Raw genomic sequence first — 15,419 nt, 5'->3', positions numbered from 1 at the left:
CTGATCAAAACCCGCAAAGCGCTGCCAGGTTTGCCCACTGCAGTCGCATTTCGGGCGAAAGGTAACCGGCAAACGCCAGCGCCATAACAGCCAGCAGCACAGTGATGCCCACGTAATGCCATGGACCCTTCTTGTGAAGGGGGGCATCGGTTTCGCGAGAATGATGCTGCGTGGTCATGGCAAACTCCTTAGGCGGGAACTGGCAAGGCCCTTTCCTGTTCCTTGATCGGCAGGCAAAGTGCTGCGGCCACAACCGCCAGTACAATACCGGCCCACCAGACTATTGTATAGCTGCCGGTCGCCTGGTACACATAACCGCCCATCCAGACGCCGATAAAGCTGCCGATCTGGTGGCCCAGAAAGACGATGCCTGACAGCGTTGCCGCGTAGCGCAAGCCGTATATCTGACCTATAAGCCCTTGCGTGAGCGGAACGGTACCCAGCCAGAATACACCCATCCACGCCGCGAATGCGTAGGCGACCATGGGCGTGGTGGGCAAGGCAATCAGGAAGATAATGCCGAAGGCGCGCAGGAAGTAGACGGCGGCCAGCAGTGTCTTCTTGCTGTAGCGTTCGCCCAGCCACCCGGAGTAATAGCAGCCCAGCACGTTGAACAGGCCGATGAAGGCGATGGCGGTGGCCCCGTGGGTGGCGGTCAGTCCGCCATCGACCAGAAAGGCCGGCAGGTGCAGCGTGATGAAAGCCGTGTGGAAGCCGCAAACGGCATAGCTCCAGAACAGAAAGTGAAATGAGCGGTCGGCCAGGGCGTGCCGGATCGCAAGCTTCAGGCTCTGCTCGCCGCGTTGGGCTTGCGGCTTGCCTTTCAGAAAATAGGCCAGGGGGGCGCCAACCGCGATGAACAGCGAAAGCATCCACAGGGCACCCGTCCAGTCGGCCTGGCTGATCAGCAATTGGCCGGTCGGGACGACGGCAAACTGGCCCAGCGAGCCGCCCGCGCTGGCTATGCCCATGGCGGTGCTGCGATAGGCCGGGGGCACGGCGCGGGCCACAACGGGAAGAATCACGGGAAATGTCGTGCCGGCCTGACCCAGGCCCACCAGCACACCTGCCGTCATATACAGGGACAGCTCGTCGGTCGACAGGCGCATGCCTATCAGCCCCAGTGTGCCCAATACGGCGCCCAGGACGATGGTCCTTCCGGCGCCATAGCGGTCAGCCATCATGCCAAAGAAAATACAGCCTACGCCCCAGACCAGATTCTGTATGGCAAAGGCCATGGAGAAAACGTCGCGGCCCCAGCCATGGGCGGCGCCCATGGGTTGCATGAACAGACCGAAGGTGGCCCGTACGCCCATGACCAGCAGGACAATCAGCGCGCCCATCAGCAAGGTGCGCATATAGGGTGTGGAGGTGGAGGTAGGCATGTGCGGGAGTCCGAATTGACGACAGGGCGGGGCGCCTGAAAATCAAGAACGACGATATTAGCATCAGCCATCAAAAAGGGCATTGGTGCCGATGAGAGGCACCAATGCCCGGAAGCTCATGCCGGACTTTGCGCCGGCGCGATTACTGCTTGGGAATGTCTGCGGCTTTGGCTGCAGCGCCCCAGCGCTCAATTTCGCTCAACTGGAATTTTCCGAGTTCTTCGGCACCGGCGGGAAAGGCGAACCAGTTGGTCCGGTCCAGGAACTCCTGGGCTTCAGCCTCTTTGTAGATTTCGACAAAGTGCCCGGACAACAAGTCGATGATGGGCTGTGGCGTGCCGGCTGGGGCAAACGCGGCAGTCCAGTTGATCATATAGTAGTTTTCCGTGCCCGCTTCCTGCAGGGTCGGCACATTCGGTACGCTTTTGACCCGCTCGTTGCCGGTCACGGCAAGTATGCGCATATTGCCTGACTGCTCAAAGGGTATGACTGCGCCCAGGTCGGCAAAGACGAAGTCCACGTGGCCTCCGGCCAGGTCGGTCAGTGCCGGTGCAGCGCCTTTGTAGGGAATGAATTCCGCCTCGATGTCGTTCTGGGTCAGAAAGAGTTCGGTGGCAATGCGATAGGAAGCGCTGCCTCCACCGTAGTTCAGCGAATTGGGGCTCTTCCTGGCGGAATCGATCAGGTCCTGTACGGTCTTGAACGGCGAATCGTTATGCACAGCAAGCGCCATGGGGCCATACGCCAGCTTGGCTATTGGCGCCAGTTGCTTGACCGGGTCGTAGGGCAGCTTTTCGAACATCACGACGTTGGTCGTGACGGGTGAATTGCTTGCAAGCAGCAAGGTATAGCCATCGGGGGCTGCACTGACGACCGCCTCGGCGGCGATAAAGCTGTTGGCTCCGGGACGGTTTTCCACCACCACCGGTACGCCGACACGTTCGCTCAGTTTCTTGGCGGCGTAGCGGGCATTGGTGTCGGTTCCGCTTCCGGGGGGAAATGAGACCACCATGCGTATGGGCTTTTCAGGATAGGCGGCATGGGCAATACCTGCCAGAGCCAGGCAGGCGCCGGCGCCCACGAGTATTTGCTTGATTAATTTATACATTGTGTCCTCCAGATATGGCCGTGGGGCTTTGTATACCGCCATCGGCATTTGATTGAATTGTTCAGGTGCGAGGTTTGGACCGCTGCGCCATAAATGCCTGAACGGCCCGGGCGTGATCGTCCGACTTGTGCGCCATGGCCTGGAAGGCGGCAGATAGCTCAAGCAATGAGTCAAGACGGCTGTGTTGCCCTTCGCGCAGCAAGCGTTTGCTCATGCGTACGGCTTCGGGCGGGTTGGCGGCAATACGCATGGCAACCTTGCGGCTTTCGCTCATCAACTCGTCAGCCGGCACGACTTTGGACACCAGCCCCCAGGCGTAGGCTTGCTGAGCATCTATTGCGTCACCGGTCAGGGTCATTTCGGCAGCGCGCGACATGCCGATCAGGCGGGGGAGAAACCAGGCTCCGCCGTCACCGGGAACGATGCCAAGCTTGACAAAGCTTTCAGCAAACCGGGCGTGCTCGGAGGCAATGCGTATGTCGCACATGCAGGTAAGGTCGAAGCCGGCGCCTATGGCCGGGCCATTGACCGCCGCAATCGTAGGCACCTCGAGCTTGTGCAAGGCCAGGGGCAGACGCTGTATGCCTTCGCGGTATTCATGGCGCAGCGCCATGCTTTCGTATTCGGGTTTAAGCTGACGCTCCATTTCGTCGATACTGCCGCCCGACGAAAATACCTTGCCCGCAGCCGTGATGATGACTGCGCGGGCAGTATGTTCCGTTTCTATGCGCTGGAATGCAGCCAGGAAGGCGTCGACCATGGTATTGCCCGTCAAGGCGTTGCGGGTAGGCGGATAGTCCATGGTCAGGGTGACTATGCCGTGTTCGTCCTGTTCGAAATGAAGTATTTGATCCATGCCACACTCTCTTTGTACATTTTTCTCCGTATCAGTGTAGAAGCCAGAATCATGCTCATCCAATATTATTTTTCTTCTCAGTGATATCAATTTGATATCGGCTTTTTCTGCCTGGCTGATATCGAATTCGTATCAATATTCAAACAAATAATATTAGACAGAGTGGTATCAAACGGTTGATAGTAGCGTGGGTCAACCGAAGATAACGAGAGCAGAACGCCATGATGATAGATACGCTTGAGCTCACAGAGATTCCAGCTGAAGATGAAGCCTTGCGCACCGAGATTCGTGCCTTTCTGGCACAAACTGTGGGCCAGCTGGCGCCCGATGTGCGGGCACGATCCTGGATGGGCTTTGATGCAGAATTCAGTCGTCGTCTGGCCCAGCGTGGCTGGCTGGGTCTGACATTGCCGGCCCGCTATGGCGGCGCCGACAAAGGGCCCTTCGCCCGGTTTGTGTTGTCAGAGGAGCTGCTGGCGGTGGGTGCGCCAGTGTCGGCTCACTGGATCGCCGACCGTCAAAGCGGTCCGCTGATACTTAAATACGGCACAGAGGCGCAAAAGCAGTTTTACCTGCCGCGCATCAGCAAGGCCGAAGCATTCTTCTGCATAGGGATGAGTGAGCCGAATTCGGGCTCGGATCTGGCCAGCATCAAGACCCGTGCCACGCGCACTGCACAAGGCTGGACGTTGAACGGCAGCAAGATCTGGACGACCAATGCGCAGCACTCGCACTACATGATTGCCCTGGTGCGCACCTCGGGCGAAGCGGCCGATCGTTATAAGGGTTTGTCGCAGATTATTGTCGACCTGAGCCTGCCGGGCGTAACAGTACGGCCCATCAAGGATATGGCCGGTGATGCGCATTTTTCCGAGGTGTTCTTCGAGAACGTACAGTGCCCCGAGGACGCCTTGATCGGGACCGAGGGCGATGGTTGGGCGCAGGTCAATGCCGAGCTGGCTTTCGAGCGCAGTGGCCCGGAACGTTTGTACTCCAGCATGGTGTTGCTGGAAAGCTGGCTGTTGCATTGTCGTGAAGCCGGAGCAAATGATGCGCAAACTGCGGTGGCCCTGGGCACCATAATCTCGTGGCTTGCCGTCTTGCGATCCATGTCCATCTCGCTGACCGGCAAGCTGGCGCGCGGAGAAAGCCCGGCGATTGAGGCAACCCTGGTGAAGGATCTGGGCACGGAGATCGAGCAGGCCATTCCCCGGATTATCGGTGACGTGCTGGGTGCGACGCCGGATGCCGCGATACCGGCATCGCTGCGCCGGACGCTGGTCTATCTTGAACAGCTGGCACCTTCGTTCTCGTTGCGTGGCGGTACTCGTGAAATTCTGCGCGGCATCATCGCGCGCGGCCTGGGATTGCGATAGGAACTCACATGGATAACTTGTTTACAGATTCGGTCGATCGCCTGTTCGCACAGGCCGTTACGCCACAAGTCATACGCGCCATCGAGGCAGGCGGCAGCCGTGAAGCCCTTTGGCAGGAGTTGGAAGACTCCGGGTTCCTCGACGCCTTGCTGCCAGAAGCGTCCGATGGCGCCGGTTTTTCCCTGGCTGAGGCCTTTCCCCTGTTCTTGCTGGCGGGCCAGTACGCGGTACCCGTCCCGTTTGTGCAAACCATGCTGGCCCGCGCATGGTTGAATGCCGCCGGCGTCAAGGCGCCATCGGGTGCAATCGCCATTGCGGCCTTTGGTGTTCGTGAAGATGCGCAGGCGCTGGAAGCCGATGCCGTATCTTTTGGCTGCGTAGCGGATTGGGTATTGTTGCCGCGTGGGGAAGAGTGCCTGTTGTTGCCGGTAGCGGCGGCACAATCGGTGTCGGTGGTCAGCCACGGCAGCCTGAATGCAGACCTGCGCTGGGAGCAACTGCCGGCCGATGTCATCACGATAGGCGCCGACTCCCTGCCTGAGCTGGACCTGACCGGCCTGGCGGCAGCCAGCTATGCGCCGTTGTTGGCGGGTGCGGCCAACCGTGTGCTCGAGTTGACGCTGGAATACGCCAATCAACGTGTGCAGTTCGGCAAGAATATAGGTCGTTTCCAGGCCGTCCAAAGCCAGATCAGCATGTTGGCCGAAAGAACCTGGGCCGCACGGATGGCTGCGGCACTGGCCTGTCGCGGCAGTGGCTGGGCGCCTGGTTATCTTGGTGCGGCCGTTGGAAAATGTCGAAGCAGCGAAGCGGCCGTTCATGTTGCCGACATCGGCCATGCCGTGCATGGCGCAATCGGCATTACGGAAGAATACGACCTGCAGCTGTACACCAGGCGCCTGCGCGAGTGGCGCATGGCCGCAGGCACGGAAACCTATTGGGCCGGCCAGATCGGAGCGTGCTTGTTGCAGCAACCGCAGCACACGGCGCTTTCCTTCATCTGCACCGGGATGTCGGCGGTACAGGCATGAACCAGGTTACGGAACAACAGGGCGCCGGGCAGGTCAGGCAGCAGCCGCTGGCAGGCATACGGGTGCTTGATCTAAGTCGTGTGCTGGCAGGTCCATGGTGTACGCAAACCATGGCCGATCTTGGTGCGGAGGTCTGGAAAATAGAGGCGCCCGGTCAAGGCGACGATACGCGCACCTGGTTGCCGCCCGAGCTCGACGGCGAGTCCACGTATTTCATGTGCACCAACCGCAGCAAGCAGTCCATGGCGGTCGATTTCAAGCGCCCCGAGGGGCAGGCCTTGTTAAGGCAGTTGGCGCTGCAGGCCGATGTGCTGGTTGAAAACTACCGCCTGGGTGCACTGGCCCGATTCGGGCTCGACTACGAGACGCTGTCCGCATTGAATCCCCGTCTGATTTATTGCTCTATATCCGGCTACGGGCGCACCGGGCCGCGCGCTTCCGAGCCTGGCTACGACTTTGTGATCCAGGCCGAGAGCGGGCTCATGTCCATCACCGGCGATGAGCAGGGTGATCCAATGAAGCTGGGTGTGGCCATCACGGATCTGGTCACCGGCATGAATGCGGTGCAGGCGGTACTGGCCGCCTTGTTTGCCCGCGAGCGCGATGGCCGTGGCCAGTTCATCGACCTGGCCTTGCTTGACGGCGCGGTCAGTGTCCTGGCCAATATCGGTACCGGCTATCTGGCGGCAGGGCATCACCCCGAGCGTTTCGGCAATGGGCATCCCACCGTCGTGCCATACCAGATCATGTCTACCGCCGACGGCCGGTTTGCACTGGCAGTGGGCAATGACCGGCAGTTCGCCGCCTTGTGTGCGGCGCTGGCATGCACCGAGCTTGCCACTGATGAACGCTATCGTACAAATCGTGCCCGCGTGCTTAACCGAGACACATTGATTCCCCGCCTTGAAAGTATTCTGGCGACCCAAACCAACGCCTACTGGCTGGAAAAAATTCGTGCTGCCGGTATTCCGGCGGGTTCGGTGCGCAGTGTTCCGGAAGCGCTGGATGCGCCCGAGATCGCGGCGCGGGGGCTGATTGCCGATACGCCTGATGCGCGCCACGGCAATGTGCGTCTGATGCGATCACCCTTGCAGCTGCGAGGTACGCCGCCTCGTGCGCCGGCGGCGCCGCCGCGATTGGGCGAACATACCGACTATATACTACGATCGGTGCTGAACAGTTCGGCAGAGCAAATCCAGGCGTGGCGGGATGCCGGAGTGATTGCCTGATTCATTTGACATTACATACGGGTGCCGCGAACCATGGATTTTCGTCATCTGCAGCAGTTCGTCGTTCTTGCCGAAACGCTTAACTTTCGCAAGGCTGCAGAAAAACTGCACATGTCCCAGCCGCCCCTGTCGGTCTCCATACGCAAACTGGAGACCGAACTCGGGGTGACGTTGTTCGTGCGTGGAAAAGATGGCGTCAGGCTCACGAAAAGCGGTGAGGCCGCCCTGGACGACGCGCGCCGTGCGCTGTTTCATGCCGGGCAATTCAAGCGGGCCGCGGTCGCTGCATCCACTGGCGAGGGCGGAGTATTACGCATCGGTTTCGTGGGTTCGGCCACCCACACCATTCTGCCTGGCATGTTGTCGCGCTTCCGGCAGCGGCACCCGGCGGTGCAACTGGTCCTGCGCGAAGCCACTTCAATCCAGGTCATGCAGGAGCTGGCAGACGAGACGCTGGATGTGGGCGTCGTGCGCGTACCTGTTTCCACCGATTCCCGCATACGCTTGCAGGCGCTGCTGACCGAGAACTTCGTGCTGGCGATGCCCAAGTCGCATCCGCTGGCGCAACGTCAGACGCTGAAGCTTGGTGATGTGGCCCAAGAGGATTTCATTCTGTATACCGAGTCGGCGGCTACGGGTTTGCGCATGGCCGCCATACACGCCTGCCAGCTGGCAGGATTCTCGCCGCGTGTGGCGCAGGAGGCGGTGCAGGTGCAGACCGTGCTTGGCCTGGTCTAGGCGGGCCTGGGTCTGGCGCTGGTGCCATCCATCAGCCGTCGTTTTACCAGCAAACAGCTGGTGTACAAGACGCTGGCCGATTTCCCGGCCAGTGCCTCGATAGGCATTTCACTGGCCTGGAACCCCTTGACCGATACGGCAGTCGTGAAGAACTTTCGCGAGGTGGCAGCACAGGGCCTGGCGGGCCAGGCCGTCAGGGCAGATTCTCGTTCAGCACCACGCTGATGTGCATGGGCTCGATACCCGCCGTGGCATCACGTCCGGCACGAAGGTTGGCGAAGATGCGAACACTGTTCATGATGGTGGAGTGCAGGTTCTGATTGAGCAGGGCGTCAAGCGAACCGTCGACCAGCAGTGCCCGCGTGTCGGGCGTCAGGCCGTGTCCGATGAACACCGTATTCTGGTCGCGGCCTGCTTCCTTTAGTGCTTGTGCTACGCCGTCAGATGCGCCGCCTATGTTGTAGATGCCGACCAGGTCGGGGTACTGCTTGAGCAATTGCCTGGACTGGCGGTAGTTGATGCCCGCGTCGTCATGCCCTTCACGCAGGCCGACCACGTCGAGGTTGGGGAATTTTTCTTCCAGAATATGCTGGAAGCCCATTTCGCGTTCTTCGTGACCGCGATAATGCCGGCTGCCTGCGATCATGGCAACCTTGCCTGCGCGCGGGCCCACGAAACGGCCCATCAACAGGCCGGCACTACGGCCTGCAGCGCGATTGTCCAGGCCGACATAAGCGGCCCGGCGCGAGCTGGACAGGTCGGAAATCAAGGTCAATGTGTGGACGTTTCTTTCAGCCAGGGTATTGACGGCTTCGCGCACCAGGGGGTGCTCCAGGGCCATGAAGGCTATGCCGTCGGCCCGTCGGCTTTCACGCAACAGGCTTTCCACCAGTATCTGCGGATTGAATCCTTCGATGTAACGGCACCGGCACTGTACGTTGAAGGGTTCGAACTGCTCGTGCGCGATGCTGACAAAATCACCGAGCATGTTCAGGAAACGATTGGTGCCGGCAGGCAGCAGGAATACCAGCCGCATGGGCTGTGGCCGTAGTGCCCGGTACAGGTCGTCTTGTGGCAGATAGCCAAGATCGGCGGCCGCCTTGAGCACGGCCTGAATGGTCGCGGGCCTGACGCCTGGTCTATGGTTCAGTACCCGATCGACGGTTGCCGTGGAGACGCCTGCGCTTATGGCAACTTCGGCAATGCCTGCACGAGTTTTTCCGGTGCCTGCTTTCATTACATCATATTCAATCACGTTAATTTTCTGCCAGTCAGTATGCCTAATTTTTCGGCCATTGCAATAGCTGGACATGAGTTTTGATGTTTTTGTTAAACCATCAAAAAACATCATTTTTTGTATGGACATCATCTGGGCATGCAGCTACCATGCCCTACCAATACATAACAACCATGCAACCGCAAGCGAGACAAGAACCGCCATCAGCATGAACTACGAATTTGATTTTTCATCCGTGCTGGCTCAGTGGCCAGTGTTCCTGGAAGGGGCCTGGCTGACCATTCAGCTGTCGGTTCCGGCCACGGTGCTGGGGCTGGTGCTGGGCACGCTGTTTGCCATAGGCCGGCGCAGCACCTTGCGCTCACTTTCCCGGTTCTGCGGCTTTTATGTCGAGATAGTGCGCAACACGCCTTTCCTGGTGCAGATATTCCTGGTCTTCTTTGGCATGGCCAGCCTGGGCTGGAGGGTCCCGGCATTTGCGGCGGGTCTGGTGGCGCTGATCATCAACGTTGCCGCGTATACCTGTGAAATCATGCGTGCCGGCATGGACTCGGTTCATCCGGGGCAGATTGAGGCTGCCGAATGCCTGGGCCTGACGAAACGGCAGGTTTACTGGCACGTTATCCTGTGGCCCGCCATGGAAAAGGTGTATCCCGCGCTCACCAGTCAATTTGTGCTGCTGATGCTGGCCTCGTCCATTACTTCGCAGATCTCGGTCGAAGAACTGACGGCTGTGGCAAGCCGGGTGCAGTCCGAAACCTTCCGGCCCTTCGAGGCCTATATCCTGGTTGCCGTCGTCTATCTGGCGTTGTCGCTGCTTATGCGCGTGGGGCTGTGGGGATTCGGGCAGTTGGTATTCGCTCGTCGGCGTCGTTTGAAGACAACAGGGTGAAGCCATGATATCCGGTGGATTTACATACGCGCATTTCGAATTCCTGCTGCAAGGCGCCGTCTGGACAATATGTCTTTCGCTCATCGCCTTTGTGGGTGGCGGGATTGCCGGCGGCGTGGTGGCCTTGCTGCGCATCAGCTCGGTGGCGCCGGTCAGGTGGCTTTCCTACCTTTATGTGCAGGTGATACAAGGCACGCCCTTGCTGGTGTTGCTGTTTGTGGCGTACTTCGGCCTGAGCATAGCGGGCCTGGAACTCTCCGGTCTGGCCGCCGCCGGAATTGCAATGGTGATTTATGTCAGTGCCTACCTGGGTGAAATATGGCGCGGCTGCATACAGTCGGTCGCCAGGACGCAGTGGGAAGCCGCTGAGTGCCTGGCGCTGTCGCGCAGCCAGCGCATGCGCCTGGTGATCCTGCCGCAGGCCGTGCGTATTGCAACGCCGCCCACAGTGGGTTTCATGGTGCAAATCGTCAAGAACACTTCGCTGGCTTCCATCGTGGGGTTCGTGGAGCTGGTTCGGGCCGGGCAGTTGATCAACAACTCCATTTTCCAGCCCTTCCTGGTCTATGTACTGATAGCGGTATTTTATTTTGCGATGTGCTACCCCTTGTCAGTGTGGAGCCGCAAGCTTGAACGCAAGCGTCAGTATGGAGCCCGCTCCACACTGAGCGCATAAAAGGAAAAACTATGTCGATAGTGGTTGAACTGAAAGACGTTCATAAAAGCTTTGGCGCCAACCAGGTGCTGAAAGGCGTGTCGTTTGCGGTTGCCAAGGGGCAGGTCGTGGCCATCATCGGGCAAAGCGGGTCAGGCAAAAGCACTGCCTTGCGTTGTATCGATCATCTCGAGGTCATCGATCAGGGGCAGATCAATGTATGCGGGCATCGCGTGCACGACGAGAACATCAACCTGCGTGCCTTGCGCACCGACGTGGGCATCGTCTTTCAAAGCTACAACCTGTTTCCGCATCTGACGGTTGCGGAGAATGTGATGCTCGCACCGCGTGCCGTCAAGAAAAAGACCAGGGAAGAAGCGCTGGCCATCGGCAATCGCACCCTGAAGCAGGTTGGCCTGCTCGAAAAAGCGGATGCCTACCCCGAGCAGCTCTCGGGCGGACAGCAACAGCGCGTAGCCATTGCACGGTCGCTGGCCATGGAGCCCAAGGTCATGCTGTTCGACGAGGTGACGTCGGCGCTGGACCCGCAGCTGACGGGCGAAGTCTTGCGTGTTATCGAGCAACTTGCGGCCGAAGGCATGACCATGGTGCTGGTTACCCACGAAATGGAATTTGCTGCGAAAGTGGCCGATACCATTATCTACATGCATCAGGGCAAGGTCTGGGAAACAGGCAGCGGCCAGATGCTGCGCAGCCCGCAAACGGCCGAATTGCAGGAATTTCTGGCGTATGGGCTGTAATCAGAGCCCCGCGCCTTCTTGTGTGACATCACTTTACGTTAAAGCAACGGAGACATAATCATGAAACTGAAGAAAATTCTTTGCATGGGCTCACTGGCCCTGTGCCTGGGCGCCTTTGCCGGCGCAGCCTCGGCGGATGCGCTGGCCGATATCAAGGCGGCCAAGAAGGTGCGGGTCGGCATCGATCTGGGTGCACCGTTTTACGGCTATATCGATGGAAAAATGCAGGCTGTCGGTTCAGACGTCGAGGCTGCGAAACTGCTGGCCGAGGATCTGGGCGTCGAGCTGGAAATCGTCCAGACGACCAACTCCGCGCGCATTCCCAATCTCTTGTCGAACAAGGCAGACCTGATCATCTCCTCGTTGTCCATCACACCGGAGCGCGCCAAGGCGGTTGATTTTTCGATTCCTTACGGCGCCATCCAGGCTGCGGTTGGTGCGCCCAAGAGCCTGGACATCAAGAACATGGACGATCTGGCCGGCAAGTCGGTTGCCGTGACCCGTGGCGGGCCGCAAGACAAACTGGTTTCGGAAGGATCGCCCAAGGCCAAAGTCGTGCGCTTTGATGACGAGGCCGCTTCCATCACTGCCGCCGCGACGGGACAGACCGATATCGTGGCGATCACACCGCCTATCATCAACGCCATCAGCAAACGTAATCCCGAGCGTGAGTTCGAGGTCAAGTTTGTGATTCAGTCGTATCAACTGGGTGTTGCCATGCGCAAGAACGAGCCGCAACTGAAGGAGTGGGTCAACGCATGGATACGTACGAACCTGAAGAACGGCAAGCTTAACGACATTCACATGAAGTACGCCGGTGTGCCGATTCCCGAGGAAATCGTACAGGGCGCCAACTGATAGTCGGTGATATGCAAGCAAGCCCGCCGTGTTGCATGACCGGTGCACAGGCGGGCCACTAATCTTTAGGAACAGGAATGAGCAAGTTTTTTGGCGAGATTCGTCAATTGGGTTATGTCGTCAAGGATATCGAGGCGGCGATGGAATACTGGAGCAAGACATTGGGTGTCGGTCCCTGGTACTACAACCCCAAGGTGCCCATCAAGAACTACCGCTACCGTGACGAAAGCTACGAGCCACATAATTCGGTCGCACTGGCCAACTCGGGTTTCGTACAGGTTGAGCTGATTCAATGCCGTAACGACGTCCCATCGATGTACCGTGATTTTCTGCAGGCCGGCAATACCGGTTTGCAGCACGTGGCCTATTGGACTGAAAGCTATGACGACGATCTTGCCAGACTGGTGGCACAGGGCTTTCGCCCGGTCATGAGCGGCGAAGTGGGCGAACGCGGACGCTTTGTGTATTTTGATACGGAGTATCACCCTGGCTCCGTGATCGAGCTCTCGGAAGTGGCCGGGCCCAAGGGCAAGCTGTTCGATCTGATCCGCAATGAGTCGCTGCAGTGGGATGGACGAGACCCTGTGCGGGAATTTCCTGACTTGAGCACGCTGTAGCCCGCTCGTAGGCAGCCTGCCCCAGGGCTGCGACGCTTCGAATGTCTTTCTTTTTTCTGCACACATGAACTCAGAACGTTTTCACGCCACTTATTTGATAGAGACCCCCCTGGATCCGGCCAAGGTCGCGAATGTCATGGCCGGAGAGCAGTCATGCGGGACGTTCACGCGTGTGCACGGCGAGACCGATGAGCTGCGCGAACGGGCCCGGGCGACGGTAGAACAGCTGGATTTGCTGGACAGTTCGGACAGCCCCGCCTTACCCAATGCCTGGCTGGACAGGCAGGGCAGCCAGGGCCCCTGGCAGCGTGCGCGAGTGCGCATTTCCTTTCCAGTGGACAATATCGGCGCCAACCTGCCCACGCTGGCATCGACGGTGGCCGGCAATCTGTATGACCTGGGCGAGACAACAGGCATGCGTCTTGAGGCCTTGCAGTTGCCCGCGTTGTATCGCCAACGTTTTGACATGCCCAGGCACGGGGTGGCCGGAACACGCCGCCTGGCCGGTGTCGAACAGGGCCCCTTGCTGGGTACCATCATCAAGCCCAATGTGGGTTTGTCGCCGGCCCAGACCGCCGCGTTGGTCGGGCAGCTATGCCAGGCCGGCGTTGATTTCATCAAGGATGACGAAATCTGTGCCGACCCGGTGCATGCACCGCTGGCCGAGCGTGTGGCCGCGGTGATGGCGGTGGTGCGCGAACACGAGCAACGCACCGGCAAGGCTGTCATGGTCGCTTTCAACATCACCGACGAAACCGATGCCATGCGTCGCCATGCCGAACTGGTAGAACGTGAAGGCGGCAGCTGTGTCATGGTCAGCCTGAATTATTGCGGGTACTCGGCGGTGCAGACCTTGCGCCGCAGTACTTCACTGGTTTTGCATGGGCATCGCAACGGCTATGGCGCCATGGCGCGGCATCCCTTGCTGGGAATTTCATTCCAGGCCTACCAGACACTATGGCGACTGGCCGGTGTCGATCATATGCACGTTCATGGACTGCAAGGCAAGTTTTCGCAGGAAGACCAAGAGGTCGTGGATTCGGCCAGGGATTGCCTTGCACCGCTGGCCGACGGCCTGAACGATCAGGTTATGCCGGCGTTTTCGTCGGGTCAGTGGGCCGGCACGGTGCCGGCCACCTTCGATGCAGTGGGCACCGACGACTTGCTGTTCATGTCGGGTGGCGGTATTTTGGCCCACCCAGACGGAGCGGCGGCCGGGATAGCCAGCCTGCGCCAGGCATGGGCTGCCGCAAACGCGGGCGTGGTGCTGTCCGAGTATGCCGTGAACGCGCCGGAGCTGCGTCGCGCGCTGGAATTTTTTGGCGGCAGGTAAGCGCATGGCGCCGCATCCGACCCGCCTGGCTTTCTACGCCGACGACTTCACCGGCGCAACCGATACCCTGTCAACGGTAGCCCGTGCCGGCTATCGCAGCATGCTGTTTCTGCGTCTGCCCACCCGCCGGCAATTGCAGGAGGCAGGCTCGCTCGATTGCCTGGGGATTGCCGGTGCAGCCCGCTCCATGAATGGTCCGGAGCAGGTTGCGGAACTGGAGCCTGTGGGGCACTTTCTGCAAGAGGTGAATGCCAGTGTCACGCATTACAAGACCTGCTCCACCTTCGATAGCTCGCCAGACACCGGCAGCATAGGCCTGGCTGTCCAGACGTTGCGCAAGCAATTGCAGCCGGCGCGCTTTGTGCCCATCGTGGGTGGACAGCCCAATCTTGGCCGCTATTGTGTGTTCGGCAATCTGTTTGCCGCCTTTCAGACTGGTGGTGCCGCCTACCGCCTGGATCGCCATCCCACCATGAGCCAGCATCCCGTGACCCCCATGCATGAAGCCGATCTGCGCCGGCATCTTGCGCAGCAGGGGCTGGAACAAATCGGACTGATGGAATATCCGGCTTACGCACGCGCACCTGCCGAGTTCCAGGCCTTGCTGGATCAGGCCATTGAAGATCATTCCGACGGCATTTTGTTTGATGTGGGCCAACCCGAACATCTGGCCACGATAGGGCAGGCCATGTGGCAGCAGGCACACAAACACAAGCTGCTGGCCGTAGGGCCCAGCAGCGTCGCCCAGGCGCTCATTGCGCATTGGACGGAATCTGGCGAGGGCATCACGCTGGCCCGAACTGAGTCCATGAAGACCGCACAGGGGCCTGTGTTCGTGATGTCGGGCAGCCGTTCCCCCGTGACTGCCATGCAGATCGCTGCTGCCACGTCGTACGAGCGCATACCCATGGATGCCGGCCTGTTGTGTGCCGGAGAAGGCAATGCCTATGATGCCCTGTTGGAGCAGGTTGCAGCAGGTTTGATCCAGGGGCGGCATGTGCTGGCTCATGTGGCTGATGAGTCGCAGGATTCGAGCCCGGTGTCGGCCGTGGCATTGGCCCAGGCCTGCGGGCGCTTTCTGGCCCAGGTGCTCGTACAAGGCCGGCCGGCCCGGATCGGTGTGGCCGGGGGAGACACATCCAGCCTGGCCCTGAAGTCGCTGGACGTCTGGGGCCTGTCGTATGTGGGCCAACTGGATCCGGGCGCCGCGCTTTGCCGCATGCACTCCGACCTTGAGTATCTGTCGGGTGTCGAGCTCATGCTAAAGGGTGGGCAAATGGGCTCTGAGCAAGTATTCGAGAAACTGATTGCACCCGACCTGGCGTGCTAGCATCGTAGCCATT

General features: G+C 59.6%; 17 protein-coding genes. 12 read left to right on the top strand and 5 right to left on the bottom strand.

Features of this window, described 5'->3' with window-relative positions:
• Positions 1–4 precede the first annotated feature (4 nt).
• From LKR43_RS12190 to LKR43_RS12175, 4 genes are all read right to left on the bottom strand, one after another.
• Positions 5–178, bottom strand: a complete 174-nt coding sequence (locus tag LKR43_RS12190) for a hypothetical protein (protein ID WP_227684364.1) — start codon at positions 176–178, stop codon at positions 5–7.
• A gap of 10 nt (positions 179–188) precedes the next feature.
• A complete protein-coding gene (locus LKR43_RS12185) occupies positions 189–1,385 on the bottom strand; it encodes an MFS transporter (protein ID WP_227684333.1) in 1,197 nt (398 codons plus the stop codon).
• A gap of 142 nt (positions 1,386–1,527) precedes the next feature.
• Positions 1,528–2,493, bottom strand: a complete 966-nt coding sequence (locus LKR43_RS12180) for a tripartite tricarboxylate transporter substrate binding protein (protein WP_227684332.1) — start codon at positions 2,491–2,493, stop codon at positions 1,528–1,530.
• 61 nt (positions 2,494–2,554) lie between these two features.
• Positions 2,555–3,349 (bottom strand): crotonase/enoyl-CoA hydratase family protein, encoded by a 795-nt coding sequence (locus LKR43_RS12175; RefSeq protein WP_227684331.1) that lies wholly within the window; start codon positions 3,347–3,349, stop codon positions 2,555–2,557.
• Between the two features lie 224 nt (positions 3,350–3,573).
• On the opposite strand from LKR43_RS12175, the gene LKR43_RS12170 reads away from it, so the two are divergent.
• The 5 genes from LKR43_RS12170 to LKR43_RS16325 are packed head-to-tail and all read left to right on the top strand — an operon-like array spanning position 3,574 to position 7,948.
• Entirely contained in the window at positions 3,574–4,725 is a 1,152-nt protein-coding gene (locus LKR43_RS12170; protein ID WP_227684361.1) for an acyl-CoA dehydrogenase family protein, read from the top strand.
• Between the two features lie 8 nt (positions 4,726–4,733).
• Positions 4,734–5,756, top strand: coding sequence for an acyl-CoA dehydrogenase family protein (locus tag LKR43_RS12165; RefSeq protein ID WP_227684330.1), 1,023 nt, complete (start codon positions 4,734–4,736; stop codon positions 5,754–5,756).
• A complete protein-coding gene (locus LKR43_RS12160) occupies positions 5,753–6,985 on the top strand; it encodes a CaiB/BaiF CoA-transferase family protein (RefSeq protein WP_227684329.1) in 1,233 nt (410 codons plus the stop codon). Before LKR43_RS12165 ends, LKR43_RS12160 begins: the two co-directional genes overlap by 4 nt.
• A 33-nt stretch (positions 6,986–7,018) precedes the next feature.
• Positions 7,019–7,723: a LysR family transcriptional regulator gene (locus tag LKR43_RS12155; RefSeq protein WP_370632109.1), complete on the top strand. Its 705-nt coding sequence runs from the start codon at positions 7,019–7,021 to the stop codon at positions 7,721–7,723.
• A 21-nt stretch (positions 7,724–7,744) separates the two neighbouring features.
• Positions 7,745–7,948 carry a hypothetical protein gene (locus LKR43_RS16325; RefSeq protein WP_370632108.1) on the top strand — a complete coding sequence of 68 codons (204 nt, stop codon included), beginning with the start codon at positions 7,745–7,747 and terminating at the stop codon, positions 7,946–7,948.
• On the opposite strand, the gene LKR43_RS12150 is transcribed toward LKR43_RS16325, so the two are convergent.
• Entirely contained in the window at positions 7,917–8,960 is a 1,044-nt protein-coding gene (locus LKR43_RS12150) for a LacI family DNA-binding transcriptional regulator (RefSeq protein ID WP_227684328.1), read from the bottom strand. The genes LKR43_RS16325 and LKR43_RS12150 overlap by 32 nt on opposite strands.
• A gap of 208 nt (positions 8,961–9,168) precedes the next feature.
• Here LKR43_RS12150 and LKR43_RS12145 point away from each other — a divergent pair, with 208 nt between their 5' ends.
• The 7 genes from LKR43_RS12145 (at position 9,169) to LKR43_RS12115 (ending at position 15,406) form a co-directional block, all read left to right on the top strand.
• Complete coding sequence (locus LKR43_RS12145) at positions 9,169–9,852, top strand: amino acid ABC transporter permease (protein WP_227684327.1); 684 nt, start codon at positions 9,169–9,171, stop codon at positions 9,850–9,852.
• A 4-nt stretch (positions 9,853–9,856) separates the two neighbouring features.
• Positions 9,857–10,528 carry an amino acid ABC transporter permease gene (locus LKR43_RS12140; protein WP_227684326.1) on the top strand — a complete coding sequence of 224 codons (672 nt, stop codon included), beginning with the start codon at positions 9,857–9,859 and terminating at the stop codon, positions 10,526–10,528.
• Between the two features lie 11 nt (positions 10,529–10,539).
• On the top strand, positions 10,540–11,268 hold the full coding sequence (locus LKR43_RS12135) for an amino acid ABC transporter ATP-binding protein (protein ID WP_227684325.1): 729 nt from the start codon (positions 10,540–10,542) through the stop codon (positions 11,266–11,268).
• Between the two features lie 60 nt (positions 11,269–11,328).
• Complete coding sequence (locus LKR43_RS12130; RefSeq protein WP_227684324.1) at positions 11,329–12,126, top strand: transporter substrate-binding domain-containing protein; 798 nt, start codon at positions 11,329–11,331, stop codon at positions 12,124–12,126.
• Positions 12,127–12,203: 77 nt separating this feature from the next.
• The gene (locus LKR43_RS12125; RefSeq protein ID WP_227684323.1) at positions 12,204–12,743 is read left to right on the top strand and encodes a VOC family protein; all 540 of its coding nucleotides are present in this window, start codon (positions 12,204–12,206) and stop codon (positions 12,741–12,743) included.
• Positions 12,744–12,807: 64 nt separating this feature from the next.
• Entirely contained in the window at positions 12,808–14,076 is a 1,269-nt protein-coding gene (locus tag LKR43_RS12120) for a ribulose-bisphosphate carboxylase large subunit family protein (RefSeq protein ID WP_227684322.1), read from the top strand.
• A gap of 4 nt (positions 14,077–14,080) precedes the next feature.
• Positions 14,081–15,406, top strand: a complete 1,326-nt coding sequence (locus LKR43_RS12115) for a four-carbon acid sugar kinase family protein (protein WP_227684321.1) — start codon at positions 14,081–14,083, stop codon at positions 15,404–15,406.
• The last annotated feature ends 13 nt before the right edge of the window (positions 15,407–15,419 follow it).

Source organism: Pusillimonas sp. MFBS29, assembly GCF_020687695.1.
Taxonomy (GTDB): Bacteria; Pseudomonadota; Gammaproteobacteria; order Burkholderiales; family Burkholderiaceae_B; genus Pusillimonas_C.
This window is presented reverse-complemented; position numbering and strand designations above follow the sequence as displayed.

What these genes read in the sequence shown, in the direction of transcription:
- LKR43_RS12190 (WP_227684364.1), bottom strand. Translation starts at nt 178, where the DNA reads ATGACCACGCAGCATCATTCTCGCGAAACCGATGCCCCCCTTCACAAG.
- LKR43_RS12185 (WP_227684333.1), bottom strand. Translation starts at nt 1,385, where the DNA reads ATGCCTACCTCCACCTCCACACCCTATATGCGCACCTTGCTGATGGGC.
- LKR43_RS12180 (WP_227684332.1), bottom strand. Translation starts at nt 2,493, where the DNA reads ATGTATAAATTAATCAAGCAAATACTCGTGGGCGCCGGCGCCTGCCTG.
- LKR43_RS12175 (WP_227684331.1), bottom strand. Translation starts at nt 3,349, where the DNA reads ATGGATCAAATACTTCATTTCGAACAGGACGAACACGGCATAGTCACC.
- LKR43_RS12170 (WP_227684361.1), top strand. Translation starts at nt 3,574, where the DNA reads ATGATAGATACGCTTGAGCTCACAGAGATTCCAGCTGAAGATGAAGCC.
- LKR43_RS12165 (WP_227684330.1), top strand. Translation starts at nt 4,734, where the DNA reads ATGGATAACTTGTTTACAGATTCGGTCGATCGCCTGTTCGCACAGGCC.
- LKR43_RS12160 (WP_227684329.1), top strand. Translation starts at nt 5,753, where the DNA reads ATGAACCAGGTTACGGAACAACAGGGCGCCGGGCAGGTCAGGCAGCAG.
- LKR43_RS12155 (WP_370632109.1), top strand. Translation starts at nt 7,019, where the DNA reads ATGGATTTTCGTCATCTGCAGCAGTTCGTCGTTCTTGCCGAAACGCTT.
- LKR43_RS12150 (WP_227684328.1), bottom strand. Translation starts at nt 8,960, where the DNA reads ATGAAAGCAGGCACCGGAAAAACTCGTGCAGGCATTGCCGAAGTTGCC.
- LKR43_RS12145 (WP_227684327.1), top strand. Translation starts at nt 9,169, where the DNA reads ATGAACTACGAATTTGATTTTTCATCCGTGCTGGCTCAGTGGCCAGTG.
- LKR43_RS12140 (WP_227684326.1), top strand. Translation starts at nt 9,857, where the DNA reads ATGATATCCGGTGGATTTACATACGCGCATTTCGAATTCCTGCTGCAA.
- LKR43_RS12135 (WP_227684325.1), top strand. Translation starts at nt 10,540, where the DNA reads ATGTCGATAGTGGTTGAACTGAAAGACGTTCATAAAAGCTTTGGCGCC.
- LKR43_RS12130 (WP_227684324.1), top strand. Translation starts at nt 11,329, where the DNA reads ATGAAACTGAAGAAAATTCTTTGCATGGGCTCACTGGCCCTGTGCCTG.
- LKR43_RS12125 (WP_227684323.1), top strand. Translation starts at nt 12,204, where the DNA reads ATGAGCAAGTTTTTTGGCGAGATTCGTCAATTGGGTTATGTCGTCAAG.
- LKR43_RS12120 (WP_227684322.1), top strand. Translation starts at nt 12,808, where the DNA reads ATGAACTCAGAACGTTTTCACGCCACTTATTTGATAGAGACCCCCCTG.
- LKR43_RS12115 (WP_227684321.1), top strand. Translation starts at nt 14,081, where the DNA reads ATGGCGCCGCATCCGACCCGCCTGGCTTTCTACGCCGACGACTTCACC.